Source organism: Amycolatopsis sp. NPDC059021, assembly GCF_042739895.1.
Classification (GTDB): Bacteria; Actinomycetota; Actinomycetes; order Mycobacteriales; family Pseudonocardiaceae; genus Amycolatopsis.
The window spans coordinates 17,749-30,764 of the sequence record NZ_JBHYIQ010000112.1 but is presented as its reverse complement, the minus strand read 5'-3'; the positions used below and the strand labels follow the sequence as shown (position 1 = coordinate 30,764).

At 71.3% G+C, this 13,016-nt stretch carries 15 protein-coding genes; 12 read left to right on the top strand and 3 right to left on the bottom strand.

Annotated elements, in window-relative coordinates; translation table 11 throughout:
- Nucleotides 1-434 precede the first annotated feature (434 nt).
- On the top strand, nucleotides 435-1,385 hold the full coding sequence (locus ACFWX1_RS40935) for a hypothetical protein (protein WP_378395265.1): 951 nt from the start codon (nucleotides 435-437) through the stop codon (nucleotides 1,383-1,385).
- Nucleotides 1,386-1,400: 15 nt separating this feature from the next.
- On the opposite strand, the gene ACFWX1_RS40930 is transcribed toward ACFWX1_RS40935, so the two are convergent.
- On the bottom strand, nucleotides 1,401-2,411 hold the full coding sequence (locus ACFWX1_RS40930) for a hypothetical protein (protein ID WP_378395264.1): 1,011 nt from the start codon (nucleotides 2,409-2,411) through the stop codon (nucleotides 1,401-1,403).
- Nucleotides 2,408-2,935, bottom strand: coding sequence for an RNA polymerase sigma factor (locus ACFWX1_RS40925; protein WP_378395263.1), 528 nt, complete (start codon nucleotides 2,933-2,935; stop codon nucleotides 2,408-2,410). Before ACFWX1_RS40925 ends, ACFWX1_RS40930 begins: the two co-directional genes overlap by 4 nt.
- A gap of 89 nt (nucleotides 2,936-3,024) precedes the next feature.
- Here ACFWX1_RS40925 and hisF point away from each other — a divergent pair, with 89 nt between their 5' ends.
- From hisF to ACFWX1_RS40905, 4 genes are all read left to right on the top strand, one after another.
- Nucleotides 3,025-3,798 (top strand): imidazole glycerol phosphate synthase subunit HisF, encoded by a 774-nt coding sequence (hisF, locus tag ACFWX1_RS40920; protein WP_378395262.1) that lies wholly within the window; start codon nucleotides 3,025-3,027, stop codon nucleotides 3,796-3,798.
- Nucleotides 3,795-4,178 carry a hypothetical protein gene (locus ACFWX1_RS40915; protein WP_378395260.1) on the top strand — a complete coding sequence of 128 codons (384 nt, stop codon included), beginning with the start codon at nucleotides 3,795-3,797 and terminating at the stop codon, nucleotides 4,176-4,178. The genes hisF and ACFWX1_RS40915 overlap by 4 nt, the downstream gene beginning before the upstream one ends.
- Complete coding sequence (hisI, locus tag ACFWX1_RS40910) at nucleotides 4,175-4,525, top strand: phosphoribosyl-AMP cyclohydrolase (RefSeq protein ID WP_378395259.1); 351 nt, start codon at nucleotides 4,175-4,177, stop codon at nucleotides 4,523-4,525. Before ACFWX1_RS40915 ends, hisI begins: the two co-directional genes overlap by 4 nt.
- Before the next feature lie 85 nt (nucleotides 4,526-4,610).
- A complete protein-coding gene (locus ACFWX1_RS40905; RefSeq protein ID WP_378395258.1) occupies nucleotides 4,611-5,690 on the top strand; it encodes a DUF3592 domain-containing protein in 1,080 nt (359 codons plus the stop codon).
- On the opposite strand, the gene ACFWX1_RS40900 is transcribed toward ACFWX1_RS40905, so the two are convergent.
- Nucleotides 5,687-6,313 (bottom strand): TetR family transcriptional regulator, encoded by a 627-nt coding sequence (locus ACFWX1_RS40900; protein WP_378395257.1) that lies wholly within the window; start codon nucleotides 6,311-6,313, stop codon nucleotides 5,687-5,689. The two genes, ACFWX1_RS40905 and ACFWX1_RS40900, sit on opposite strands and share 4 nt — an antisense overlap.
- Nucleotides 6,314-6,408: 95 nt before the next feature.
- Here ACFWX1_RS40900 and ACFWX1_RS40895 point away from each other — a divergent pair, with 95 nt between their 5' ends.
- From ACFWX1_RS40895 to ACFWX1_RS40865, 7 genes are all read left to right on the top strand, one after another.
- Nucleotides 6,409-7,959 (top strand): anthranilate synthase component I, encoded by a 1,551-nt coding sequence (locus ACFWX1_RS40895; RefSeq protein ID WP_378395256.1) that lies wholly within the window; start codon nucleotides 6,409-6,411, stop codon nucleotides 7,957-7,959.
- Nucleotides 7,960-8,038: 79 nt separating this feature from the next.
- Nucleotides 8,039-8,551 (top strand): Trp biosynthesis-associated membrane protein, encoded by a 513-nt coding sequence (locus tag ACFWX1_RS40890; protein WP_378395255.1) that lies wholly within the window; start codon nucleotides 8,039-8,041, stop codon nucleotides 8,549-8,551.
- A 150-nt stretch (nucleotides 8,552-8,701) separates the two neighbouring features.
- The gene (gene trpC, locus ACFWX1_RS40885) at nucleotides 8,702-9,511 is read left to right on the top strand and encodes an indole-3-glycerol phosphate synthase TrpC (RefSeq protein WP_378395254.1); all 810 of its coding nucleotides are present in this window, start codon (nucleotides 8,702-8,704) and stop codon (nucleotides 9,509-9,511) included.
- Complete coding sequence (trpB, locus tag ACFWX1_RS40880; RefSeq protein WP_378395268.1) at nucleotides 9,490-10,725, top strand: tryptophan synthase subunit beta; 1,236 nt, start codon at nucleotides 9,490-9,492, stop codon at nucleotides 10,723-10,725. Before trpC ends, trpB begins: the two co-directional genes overlap by 22 nt.
- On the top strand, nucleotides 10,722-11,513 hold the full coding sequence (trpA, locus tag ACFWX1_RS40875; protein ID WP_378395253.1) for a tryptophan synthase subunit alpha: 792 nt from the start codon (nucleotides 10,722-10,724) through the stop codon (nucleotides 11,511-11,513). Before trpB ends, trpA begins: the two co-directional genes overlap by 4 nt.
- 123 nt (nucleotides 11,514-11,636) lie before the next feature.
- Nucleotides 11,637-12,206 (top strand): Uma2 family endonuclease, encoded by a 570-nt coding sequence (locus tag ACFWX1_RS40870; RefSeq protein WP_378395252.1) that lies wholly within the window; start codon nucleotides 11,637-11,639, stop codon nucleotides 12,204-12,206.
- Nucleotides 12,207-12,257: 51 nt separating this feature from the next.
- On the top strand, nucleotides 12,258-12,911 hold the full coding sequence (locus ACFWX1_RS40865) for a peptidoglycan recognition family protein (protein WP_378395251.1): 654 nt from the start codon (nucleotides 12,258-12,260) through the stop codon (nucleotides 12,909-12,911).
- Nucleotides 12,912-13,016 lie beyond the last annotated feature (105 nt).

The window sequence follows — 13,016 nt, the reverse complement described above, 5'->3', positions numbered from 1 at the left end:
CGGGCGGCCGGTAGTTACCGGCGGTGGGGGCGCCCTTCGCTACCGCTCGGTTGGGTCCGTACCCCGCCCGGCCCGTCGGGTTCGCGTCAGAGGGACCGTGGCAGATCCGCCGGAGTGCTCGGCCGCCGGAACCGAGGGACGCCCCCGGTGCGTCTACCGCACCGAGGGACGCCCCCGGTGCACCCAACGCACTGGGGGACGCCCTTGTCGCAACCAGGCCGCGCTTTCAGCACACTCGTGCACGGGGAACTCGCGTGCTGGAAAGCGGAACTCGCGTGATCGGGGGCGGAACTCGCGTGATGGGGCGGAGAGCTCGCGTGATCGGGTGGTCGGAGCAGTGGAGGTGATGAACGCATAGGCCGGTCGGACGGCGCGGGGCGCGGCCGCGCGCGTGAGGATTCTCCTGTTGTGTCCCTGTGACGCTGGGAGGATCCATGTCCGTCACCGAACACGTTCCGTCGCGTCCCCGCGCGGGAGGCTTCGCCGCCGGGCCCTATCCGGCGCGGCGGGCACGGATCGTCGTCCCGGCCTTGCTGGCGGGGCTCGTCCTGACGATGGTGTGGTCGGCACCGTTCGTCGACAAGGTGATCGGCGACAACGTCGCCAACACGCTCCTCGGGCACGACGCGAAGGCCACGCCGATCGGCGGAGTGCTGGCCGGGACGCTCTTCGCGTTCGTTTCCGGGCTGGCCGGTTCGTTCACCGCGTGCAACATCGCCGCGTTCGGCGCCGTCGCGCCGTTGGTCGGCGGCCAGGCGGACAGCGGGAGGCGCCGGTTCCTCACCACGCTGAAACCACTGGGCTGGATCGCCGCCGGAATGCTCACCGTGTCGGTGGTCTACGGCGTGATCGTCGCGCTGGCAGGCACCCGGATGCCGCAGTTCTCCACCGCGCAGACCGGCGGCCTGTCCGGCCGGAGCCTCCAGTCGATGATCGTGTTCGGGGTGATCGGGCTCGTGTTCATCGTGCTGGGCCTCGCCTCGCTCGGCGTCATCGGCAATCCGCTCGCCGCGCTCGGCCGCCGTTTCCCCGCCGCGCCGCTGGTCGTCATGGGCGCGCTGATCGGCGGATTCCTGATCGGACGGCCGTACCCGTTGTTCCGGATCATGTTCCGCGACGCCGCCGAAAGCCACAACGTGCTCTACGGCGCCGCCGCGTTCGCGCTGCAGTCGGTGGGCAACATCGTGCTCATGGCGGTCCTGTTCCTCCTGCTCACCCACGCCACCGGCGGCCGCGTGCGGCGCTGGCTGACCGCGAAACCCGCCCGCGTCGCGACCGTCACCGGCGCCGCGCTGCTCGTCGCGGGCACGTTCACGCTGCTCTACTGGGACCTGCGCATGCTCGGGCGGCTCGGGGTGATCTGGTTCCCGTCGATGAGCTGGTAGCCGTCCACGACGGACTCAGGAGCCGAGCCAGTGGTAGTCGGGCGCCGGATCGAGCACCACGGCGTCCGCCACCGCGGTCAGCGTCTCCCGGGGCTGCCTGCCGGACACCGTCAGCCACCTGCCGGACGGGAGCCGGACGGCGACCAGCGCGTCGTCCCGTTCGCGCTGGGGCACGTAGCGCCCCTCGGTGCCTCGCACGGTCACCGGCGTGCTGCCGCCGAGCCCGGGGGAGCCGGGGCCGACGCCGACCCGCAGCACGGTCCCGGCGGGGCCGGCGGCGGTGAGTTCGGTGCTGCCCGTCGCCGGCTCGGTTCCCTGGACCACAGTGGACTGTTCGCGCAGCCCGGCGGGCAGCGGTCCGAGGCGGGCCTCGCCGCGGACGAGCACGGACTTGCCGCCGCTCACCGAGTCCGCGAACCGCTGCGCGACCCGGCGTGCCTCGGGGACACCGGCGATCTTCGCGGTCAGCACGTGGTGGTCGTCGGCCATCCAGGTCAGCAGCGCGGCGGCCCCGGTGTCGCCGGTGACCATGCCGACCCGGCCGTGCACGACGACCTGGTCGCGCAGCGCCGCGATCCGCAGTGCCGTCTGCGACCACTCCGGGTCGTCGGTCGAATACGCCGAGAGCACGATCTCGCTGGGCCCCGCGGTCCAGCGGCGTACCTGCGGGACGATCCCGGGACCCGCGGCGCGGTACTGCTCGGCGAACCCGTCCGGCAGCCAGCCCGGGGCGTACTGGAGCACCGGCTTGTCCGAAGTGGACGCCGTGGTCCCTGGCGCCGCCGCCTGCTCCCCGGAGTCCATCACGGTCCTCGTGACCAGCGGGATCCCCGCGACGATGGCGACCACCGCGGCGATCGCCCCGGCGAGTGCCAGCCGGGGCCGGCGCCGCGGCCGTTCCTGGACGGCCCTGGCCAGCGCGTTGCGGACCTCGTTGCTGTCGGGGGCACTGGCGGCCAGGTGATCGAGGCTTTCCCGCAACAGGGTTTCGATCTCGTGCTCGCTGAGCTCGCGGGGCGGGGTCATTCGCTGGCTCCGGTGGTGAGTGCGGCGGGGCGCGGGGAGACGGACGCGCGAAGCGTGGCCAGTGCGCGGGAGATCTGGCTGCGCACGGTCGAGGCCCGGCAGCGCAGCACCTTCGCGATCTCGGCGTCGGAGTAGTTCTCGTAGTACCGCAGGACGAGCGCGGCCCGTTGTTTGCGGGGCAGTTCGGCCAGCCGCGCCAGCATCTCGTCCCGCTCGTCGTAGGCGTGGCTGTGGTCGGAGACCGGCGGGCTGATCGCGTCGAGCACCTCGGGCGAGGACGGGACGTGGCGGCGTACCGCCCGGCGCCGCCACGACAGGTACTCGTTGGTCACCATGCGCCGCACGTACGTCGGCGGCGAGTCGATCGTGGACCAGCGCTGCTGGGCACGCAGCAGCACCTCCTGCACGATGTCCTGCGCGAGGTCCGGATCGTCGGTCAGCACGGTCGCGTAGCGCAGGAGCCCGTCCAGGCGGTCCGCGACGAACTCGTCGAAGCTCGCGGGCACGGTTTTCCTCTCCGCCATGGGGTGTCCGACCTACAGACGCGCGAGCACCCCGTTCCGATGCATCCCGCCCGCGATTCGTCCGGCCGCCGATGACTACGCTGGCGGGTATGGCTGTGGCGGTGAGGGTCATCCCGTGTCTCGACGTCGACGCGGGACGCGTGGTGAAGGGCGTCAACTTCGCCGGCCTCCGCGACGCCGGCGACCCGGTGGAGCTGGCCCGTCGCTACGACGAAGAAGGGGCCGACGAGCTCACGTTTCTCGACGTCACGGCGTCCTCGGGGGATCGGGAGACCACCTTCGACGTGGTGCGCCGCACCGCCGAGCAGGTGTTCATCCCGCTCACCGTCGGCGGCGGGGTGCGGACCAACGACGACGTCAACCGGCTGCTGCGGACCGGCGCCGACAAAGTGAGCATCAACACAGCCGCGATCGCGCGCCCGGAGATGCTCCGCGAGGCCTCGCGGCGGTTCGGCGCGCAGTGCGTCGTGCTGTCGGTGGACGCGCGGCGGGTGCCCGAGGGCGGCGAGCCGACCGCGTCCGGCTTCGAGGTCACCACGCACGGCGGCCGCCGCGGCACCGGCATCGACGCCGTCGAGTGGGCCGCGCGCGGCGAGGAGCTCGGCGTCGGCGAGATCCTGCTCAACTCGATGGACGCCGACGGCACCAAGAACGGCTTCGATCTCGAACTCATCGAGCTGGTGCGCAAGGCGGTCCGGGTGCCGGTGATCGCCAGCGGGGGCGCGGGCGCGGCCGGGCACTTCCTGCCCGCCGTGCGGGCCGGGGCGGACGCCGTGCTCGCGGCCAGCGTGTTCCACTTCGGACAGTTGAAGATCGGCGAGGTCAAGGACGCGCTGCGGACCGGCGGGGTCGTGGTCCGGTGATCCCGAAATCCTGGAAGGCGCCGGTCGAGGTCAAGGTCACCGCGGCGCTGCTGGTCGGACTCGGGCTGGCCTGGGTCGTCGAGGTGGTCGTCCTCATGCTCGCCCCCGGCGCGTCGCTGCGGAGTTTCCTGCTGCCGGTGACCGGGCTGATCCTCGGCGGTGTCGTCGTCACCGGGCTCGCGCTGAAGATGCCGACGGCGCGCTACGGCGGGTTCGCCGTCGTCGTGATCTTCGCGCTGGTGCACGCGCTGATCCTGCTCGCCGCCGAGCTTGTCTGGATCAAGCTCGTCTCCGGAGTGCTCTTCGCCGGGTACGTCTACACCGGGGTCCTGCTGAACTCCATGCCGCTGCGGCGGTATCTGCTGGGAGCGGACGCATGAGTCTCGATCCCGCGCTGTCCGCGCGCCTGAAACGCAACGCCGACGGCCTGATCGCCGCGGTCGTCGTCGAGCACTCGACGTCCGACGTGCTGATGATGGCGTGGATGAACGACGAGGCGCTGGAAGCCACCCTGACCACGCGCCGCGGCACGTACTGGTCGCGCAGCAGGCAGGAACTGTGGGTCAAGGGCGAGACCTCGGGCCACGTCCAGCACGTGCGCGAGGTGCGGATCGACTGCGACGGCGACACCGTCCTGCTGCGCGTCGACCAGACCGGCCCGGCCTGCCACACCGGCACCCGCACCTGCTTCGACACCGACGACCGCCTGCTGCTCGCCGACGGCTGACCCGCGTCGGCCGCCTCGCCGTCCGGTGCTCTTCGTTACCCTTTTTTGTTGGTGATCAAGGAAAACCCGGCCGTACGCTGGGTCGATGGGGCCGGGGTTCGACGGGGGTGTCCAGGTACGGGACGACGGTCACGGCGGGGTGGCGTACGCGGTCGCCTGCGGTGCGGCGTCGCTGTTGTTCGTCGTGTCCGCCACCGTGACGGCGGCGGGATTCATCGTCAGCGACCGGCCGTGGGAACGGGATTGGTTTCCGCTCGCGATCGTGGTGACCGTCGTTTCGCCGTTCTGCGCGGTCATCGCCGGTGTCCTGGTCTGGCGGTCCGGTGGGGGCGGTGAGTTCGCGGCCGCGGCGACCGGCTCCGTGGTGCGGATCCCGCCGGCTGGTGCTGATCCCCCTGGCGTGTTCGACCCCGGCGCGGAGCTCCGGCGGGTGCGGATGATGACCTGGCGCGCGCTGGGTTTCGTGGTGCTCTCGTGCGCGATCCTGCTCGCGGCGCTGTGGTGCCTGGCCGCGCTCGTGCGGGCGCCCTCGCGGCTGCTGGAGACCGGGCAGCGGGTGCCGGGAAGCGTGCTGGAGGTCGAGAAGCATCGCGGAACCGGCGTCGTGGCGATCCAGGTGCGGTATCCCGTCGGGGACACCACGCGTGTCGCCAGGATCGCCACGCAGGGCGGTCGCTCGTACTCGGCGGGCCAGCCGGTCACCGTGATCTACGACCCAGGGAATCCCGGGCACGTCCGCACTCCCGGCGAACCCAACGAAGAGTGGGTCGTGATCGGTCTCTGCACGGCCGCCGGGCTGGTCGCGTTGCTGAGTGTCCCGGCTTCGCTGGCGGCCGCAACCGGCTGGTGGCGCCGGTACCGGGCGGTGCGGCGGACGGGCTGGCGGGCCGCCGCGGTGGCGGTCCGGCCGGGCCCGCCCCTGCTGACCTGGCTGGCACCCGATCTCCACGTGCGGTTCCGCGACGGCGGCGGCATGGTACTGGGGGCGGCTGTCTCGACGCATCAGATCTCCCGGGTGGACCGCGACCTCCGCCGGGACGGGCGGGTCTGGGTCGGCGGGACCGGGCGGCACGTGGTCGTCATGGTGCGGCGTGAGGCGCTCCCAGGGCTGTACGTGCTCCCCGTGCGCGTACGGCGCGAAGAGCCGCGAAGGCCGGGTGGCTAGAGGCCGAGGTCGCCGGTGAGGTAGCGCTGCACGGTCGGCGCGACCGCGGTGACCAGCGTGTCGATCTCCGCCGACGCGAGCGGCTCGAACTTCGCGATGTAGCGGATCATGCCCATCCCGACCATCTGGGACGCGGCGAGCGCGGTGCGCAGTTCGACCCGGTCCGAGCCTGCCGAGGCGATCAGCTTCGTGAAGAACTTCTGGAAGAAGTCACGCAGGACGTGGCCGGCCTGCTCGTGCCCGGCGACGCTGCGGATCAGCGCCTGGAAGGTGTCACCGCCGGCGCCGTCCCAGCGGGTGAGGAAGGTGCGGACGATCCGCTCGCCGAGTTCCTCGTCCGGCCCGGCGCGGAGGCTTTCGAGCAGTTCGTGCGGGGAGAAGGGCAGCTTGAGCACGGCGTCGGCGAACAGGCCTTCCTTGCTGCCGAACCAGTGGTTGACCATGGCCGCGTCGACCCCGGCACGGGTGGCGATGGCGCGCACGGTCGAACCGTCGTAGCCGTTCTCGGCGAACACCGCGCGCGCCGCCGCGACCAGCGCGGTGCGCGTGTCCTGTCCGGCGGGCCTGCGGCCGCGCCGCCGCGCGGTAGTGTCCGTGCTGACTGTGCTGTCCTCGGTGCTCACCTCTTCATCATGACCGCACCGGACGCCGAATTCAACGTTCGCTGAATTACTCCCCGCCGCAGGCGCCGCGGACGCGGTGCAGCACAATGAACCGCATGGTCGCCGCACAAGCCGGGCTCGGCTCGGTCAGCCTCAGCCGCACACAGTTCCGGGACCTCGCCGCAGACCGCAGGGTCATCCCCGTCGTCCGCCGGGTGCTCGCGGACGGCGAGACCCCGCTCGGGGTGTATCGCAAGCTCGCCGCCGACCGGCCGGGGACGTTCCTGTTCGAATCCGCGGAGAACGGCGCGTCCTGGACCCGCTGGTCGTTCATCGGCGTCCGCAGCCCGGCCGCGCTGACCGTGCGCGACGGCGAGGCCGTCTGGACCGGCACCCCGCCGGTCGGCCTGCCCCGCGAGGGCGACCCCCTGACCGTGCTGCGCGAGACCGTCGAGGCGCTGCACACCGAGCCGCTGCCCGGCTTGCCACCGCTGACCGGCGGCATGGTCGGCTACATCGGCTACGACGCGGTGCGCTGGCTGGAGAAGCTGCCCGAACTGGCCGAGCGGGACATCGACATCCCCGAGCTGACCATGCTGCTGGCCACCGACCTCGCGGCGTTCGACCACCACGAGGGCACGGTCACGCTGATCGCGAACGCGGTCAACTGGGACAACTCGCCGGAGCGCGTCGACGCCGCCTACGACGACGCGCTGGCGCGCCTGTCGGCCATGACCGAACAGCTGCGCGTGCCCGCTCCGCCGACCGTGGCCACCTTCGACCGGCCCGCGCCGGAGTTCGTCCGCCGCCGCTCCAAGGAGGACTTCCACGCCGCGGTGGACAAGGCCGTCGAGGCGATCAAGGCGGGCGAAGCGTTCCAGATCGTGCCCTCGCAACGGTTCGAGATCGAGACCGGCGCCGACGCGCTGGACGTCTACCGCGTGCTGCGGACGTCCAACCCCAGCCCGTACATGTATTTGCTGCGCCTGGAGGGTTTCGACATCGTCGGCTCCAGCCCGGAGTCGCTGGTGACCGTGCGGGACGGCCGCGCGACCACGCACCCGATCGCGGGTACGCGCTGGCGCGGCGCGGACCCGGAGGAGGACGCCCAGCTGGCCAAGGACCTCCTGGCGGACGAGAAGGAACGTGCCGAGCACCTGATGCTCGTCGACCTCGGCCGCAACGACCTCGGCAAGGTCTGCAAGCCCGGCACCGTGCGGGTGGTCGACTTCTTCCAGATCGAGCGCTACAGCCACGTCATGCACATCGTGTCCACGGTCACCGGCGAGCTGGCCGAGGGCAAGACCGCTTTCGACGCCGTCACGGCGTGTTTCCCGGCCGGGACGCTGTCCGGGGCGCCCAAGGTGCGGGCGATGGAACTGATCGAGGAGCTGGAGCCGACCCGTCGCGCGCTGTATGGCGGCGTCGTCGGTTATCTCGACTTCGCGGGCGACGCGGACACCGCGATCGCCATCCGCACCGCGCTGATGCGCGACGGTGTCGCGTACGTGCAGGCCGGGGGCGGGGTGGTGGCCGATTCGGTGCCCGACTACGAGGACACCGAATCGCTCAACAAGGCCCGCACGGTGCTGTCCGCGGTCGCCGCGGCGCAGACGATGGTGCCCGCGGGGGAGCTGGACCCGGCCGAGGACTCCGCCCGTGTCTGAGCCTCTCCCGCCCCCCAGCCCTTCGGGCCCACCCCCCGTGTCCTCCCCGCCCCCCGCTCCCTCCCGGCGTCCACTGTGGATGATCGTGGTGGCGCTCCTGCTGGGCGCCTTGGCGCTGTGGGGCGCGTCACGGCTGGTCTGGTTCGCCGAGTTCCGCGACGGCGGCGTGCGCGGCACCCTCCTGCACACCGAGAAAGGCGACCAGCGCGCCGTCTCGCTGGTGCCGCTGGCGATCCTCGCGCTGGCCGGGATCGCGGGCGTGGTGGCCACCGGCGGCTGGGCCCGGCGCGTGCTCGGCGTGCTGCTGGTACTGGCGGGCGCCGCCGGGGTGTGGGCGGCGATCGACGGCGTCCGGTTCGGCGGGTACGCCGACGGGCTCCCGGTGTCCCAGATGCTGATCGGCAGGGGCCTGGCCGCGCTCGGCGGAATTCTCGTCGCGGCCGGCGGGTTGGCAGCCATCAAGGGCGCGGGAAGCGCTGTCCGGCTCGGTGCCCGGTACTCGGCTCCGGGCGCCAAACGGAAGGCGCGCGATCCGGACACGGAGCTGTGGGAGGCGCTTTCGGAGGGTGAGGATCCCACCGCGAACAGGTGATCTTCATGGTGCGGCATTCGGAGCAACGCGCGTACCCGGGATAAGCCGGCCGATGTGCGGGGGTTAGCATCTTTTCGGCGGGAAGGGGAAGGTTTTTGTGAGCGACCTTGCGAATACACCGGTGAGTGCGGTAGTGGCCGGGGGCGGCCAGTGAGCGTGCTCGAGGACATTGTCGCCGGAGTGCGGGAGGACCTCGCCCAGCGCGAGGCCGCGCTGCCGTTCGACGAACTGAAGACCCGTGCGGCGCAGGCCCCGGCGCCCCGGGACGTGCTGGGCGCACTGCGTGAGTCCGGCATCGGCGTCATCGCCGAGGTGAAGCGGCGCAGCCCCTCCAAGGGCGCGCTCGCGGACATTCCCGACCCCGCGTCGCTGGCCAAGGACTACGAGGACGGCGGCGCGCGGGTGATCAGTGTGCTGACCGAGCAGCGCCGGTTCGGCGGCTCGCTCGCCGACCTCGACGCGGTGCGGGCCGCGGTCGACATTCCCGTGCTGCGCAAGGACTTCATCGTCAGCCCCTACCAGGTGCACGAGGCCAGGCTGCACGGCGCGGACATGGTGCTGCTGATCGTGGCCGCGCTGGAGCAGAACGCGCTGCTGGCGTTGCTCGACCGCGTCGAATCCCTCGGGATGACGGCGCTGGTGGAGATCCACAACGCCGAGGAGGCCGACCGCGCGCTCGAGGCGGGTGCCAAGGTCATCGGCGTCAACGCGCGCAACCTGCACACCCTCGAGGTCGACCGGGACGTCTTCTCCCGGCTCGCGCCCGGTCTGCCGATGGACGTGTACAAGATCGCCGAATCCGGGGTGCGCGGCCCCGGCGACCTGATGTCCTACGCCGGGCACGGCGCGGACGCCGTCCTCGTCGGCGAGGGCCTGGTCGCCTCCGGTGACCCGAAGGGCTCGCTGGTCAAGCTGGTCACCGCAGGTTCGCACCCCGCCTGCCCGAGGCCGTCCCGGTGACCGACGAGAAGCACGGGAAGCACGATCCGGATGAGCGCGGGTACTACGGCCCGTACGGCGGCCGCTTCATGCCGGAGGCGCTGATCGGCGTCGTCGACGAGGTGGCCGCCGAGTACGACAAGGCACGGAACGACCCGGAGTTCGTCGACGAGTTCAAGCGCCTGCTCAAGGACTACGCGGGCCGCCCGTCGCTGCTCACCGAGGCCAGGCGCTTCGCGGAGCATGCCGGGGGCGCGCGGATCTTCCTCAAGCGCGAGGATCTGAACCACACCGGGTCCCACAAGATCAACAACGTGCTTGGCCAGGCGCTGCTCACCAAGCGGATGGGCAAGAAGCGGGTCATCGCCGAGACCGGGGCCGGCCAGCACGGGGTGGCCACCGCCACCGCCTGCGCGCTGCTCGACCTGGACTGCGTGGTCTACATGGGCGAGGTCGACACCGAGCGGCAGGCGCTGAACGTGGCGCGGATGAAGCTGCTCGGCGCCGAGGTCGTCGGAGTGAAAACCGGTTCACGCACGCTGAAGGACGCGATCAACGAGGCCCTGCGCGACTGGGTCACCAACGCCGACACCACGCACTACCTGTTCGGCACCGCGGCGGGCCCCGCCCCGTTCCCGACCATGGTCCGGAACTTCCACCACGTCATCGGCCAGGAGGCCCGGGAGCAGATCCTCGAGCTGGCCGGGCGGCTGCCCGACGTCGTCGCCGCGTGCGTCGGCGGCGGGTCCAACGCCATCGGGATCTTCTCTGGGTTCTACGACGACCCCGAGGTGCGGCTGGTGGGGCTGGAGCCCGGCGGCGAGGGCGTCGAGACCGGGCGCCACGGCGCGACCCTGACCAAGGGCAGCCCTGGCAACCTGCACGGCGCGATGTCGTACCTGCTGCAGGACGAGGACGGCCAGACCATCGAATCGCACTCGATCTCGGCGGGCCTGGACTACCCGGGCGTCGGCCCCGAGCACGCGTGGCTGAAGGACAGCGGCCGCGCCGAGTACCGGCCGGTCACCGACGCGGAGGCGATGGACGCGTTCCGGCTGCTGTCGCGGACCGAGGGCATCATCCCTGCGATCGAGTCGGCGCACGCGCTGGCCGGCGCGATCGAGCTGGGCAAGGAACTGGGCTCCGGCGGGCTGATCGTGGTCAACCTCTCCGGTCGTGGTGACAAGGACATGGACACCGCGGCCAAGTACTTCGGATTGGTGGACGGCTCGTGAGCGGCCTGGACGATCTTTTCGCGCGTACGCGTGCCGAGGGCAGGGCCGCGCTGGTCGGCTATCTGCCCGCCGGGTTCCCGACGGTCGACGGCTCGAAGGACCTGCTCGCCGCGACCATCGACGGCGGCGCGGACCTCGTCGAGGTCGGCGTCCCCTACACCGACCCGGTGATGGACGGCCCGACGATCCAGGCGGCGGCCGAGACGGCGCTGTCCGGCGGCTTTCGGCTCAAGCACCTCTTCGACGTCGTCGAGGCGGTGTCCTCGCGCGGCGGCAAGGCCGTCGTGATGACGTACTGGAATCCCGTGCACCGCTACGGCGTCGACGCCTTCGCGCGGGATCTCGCGGCCGCGGGCGGGCTGGGCATGATCACCCCGGACCTCATCCCGGACGAGGCGGACGAGTGGATGGCCGCCTCGGAGGCACACGGCCTGGACCGGATCTTCCTGGTCGCGCCGTCCTCGTCGGAGGAGCGCATCGCGAAGACCGTCGCCGCGGCGTCCGGCTTCGTCTACGCCACCGCGGTGATGGGCGTGACCGGCGCCCGTGACCAGGTCGGCACCCACGCCGAGGACCTCGTCCGCCGCACCCGCGCGCACACCGGGCTGCCGATGGGCGTCGGCCTCGGCGTCCGCTCCGGCGAGCAGGCCGCGCAGGTGGCCGGGTTCGCCGACGCGGTCATCGTCGGCTCCGCGCTGGTCACGGCCGCGTCTTCGGGCGCGGAAAGCGTGCGCGCGCTGTCGGCCGAGCTGGCCGAAGGCGTCCGGAAGGCACCCGCCTCCGCCTGAGCGTCCAAAACTGTCGGTGCCCATCGGCATACTCCCCGTGTGGTTGTTTCCAGAGGGGGAGAGCACCGAAATGTCACACACGACGACGACGGTTACGGCGAATACGGGCGGAGGTGAACTACCATGGCAGTCTCCACGCACAGGGGGCGCGAAATGGTCGGCCTGGACAACAGCTGGACGCTTGACGACGTACTCGCGCTGCCCGAGGACCAGACGACGGGCCAGCGTGTCGAGCTGGTCGACGGGGCCTTGCTCGTGAGCCCTTGGCCCCGCGTCAGGCACCAGCGGATGCTCTCGACGCTGCAGCGTCAGCTCCACCCGGTCGTTCCCTCGGTGCTGGAAATGCTTCCCGGGGCGAACATCGTGCTCGGCCACCGGGGTGATCGGCTGGTCGTGCCCGACCTGGTGATCAACAGGGACCCCGGTTTCGACGGTGTTTACCTGACCGAGGACCAGGTGTTCCTGGTGTGCGAGATCGAATCACGGTCGACGAAGCTCAAGGACCGGACGCTCAAACGCGCGCTGTACGCCGAGGGGCGGATTCCGTACTACCTGCTGGTCGATCCGGCCGAGGAACCGGCGGCGGCCACGATGTTCGCGTTGTCCGGTGAGGACTACGAGCCGATCGCGAAGAGCGAGGGCGGGCGGCTGGAGCTGACCAGGCCGTTCACCGCGAGTATCGATCTGGCCTGACGCCGGGCCGTTTGTACGAAAGGTGTACGCCGCGCGCGCAGCCTGGGCGGCATGACCTTCGACCTCTCCCGGCGCGCTGTCCTCTGTGGTGCCGCCGGGCTCACCGTCGCGAGCGCCGCGGGGTTGCTGCTGCCCGGGATGGCGGATGCCGCCGCGGCCCCGCGTGTCTACAGCTGCGCGGAGTGGGGCGCGCGCCCGCCGTCCGATCCGCTCGTCACCCTGACCCATCGCGCGAACCGCATCCTGATCCACCACATCGACAGCCCCAACAGCACCGACTACTCGCTGGCCCACGCGTTCCAGGTGGCCAGGGACGACCAGCACGACCACATGGACAACAACCACTGGTCCGACACCGGTCAGCACTTCACCGTCAGCCGCGGCGGATACCGGCTGGAGGGGCGGCACGGCAGTCTCGACGCGCTGCGCGCGGGTGACCGGATGATCCGCGCCGCGCACTGTCCCGGGCAGAACGACAACGCGATCGGGATCGAGAACGAAGGCACCTACATGACCGTCGAACCCCCTGCGGCGCAATGGAAATCCCTGGTCGTGTTCTGCGCGTACATCTGCCGCCAGTACGGCATCCCGGTGGCGGAGATCAAGGGCCACCGCGACTTCTACAACACCGACTGCCCCGGCGACCGGCTCTACGCCAAACTCCCCCAACTGCGCAAGGAAGTCGCCGCCGCCCTCGCCGCGTGAGCTGAAGGGGGGGGTTGGAAGAAAGGGGTGGTGTTAAGTGACAAGAAAAAACAGAAAAAACCACACAAGAACAAGACGCGGAAGTGGGGGAAAACGGGGTGTGGT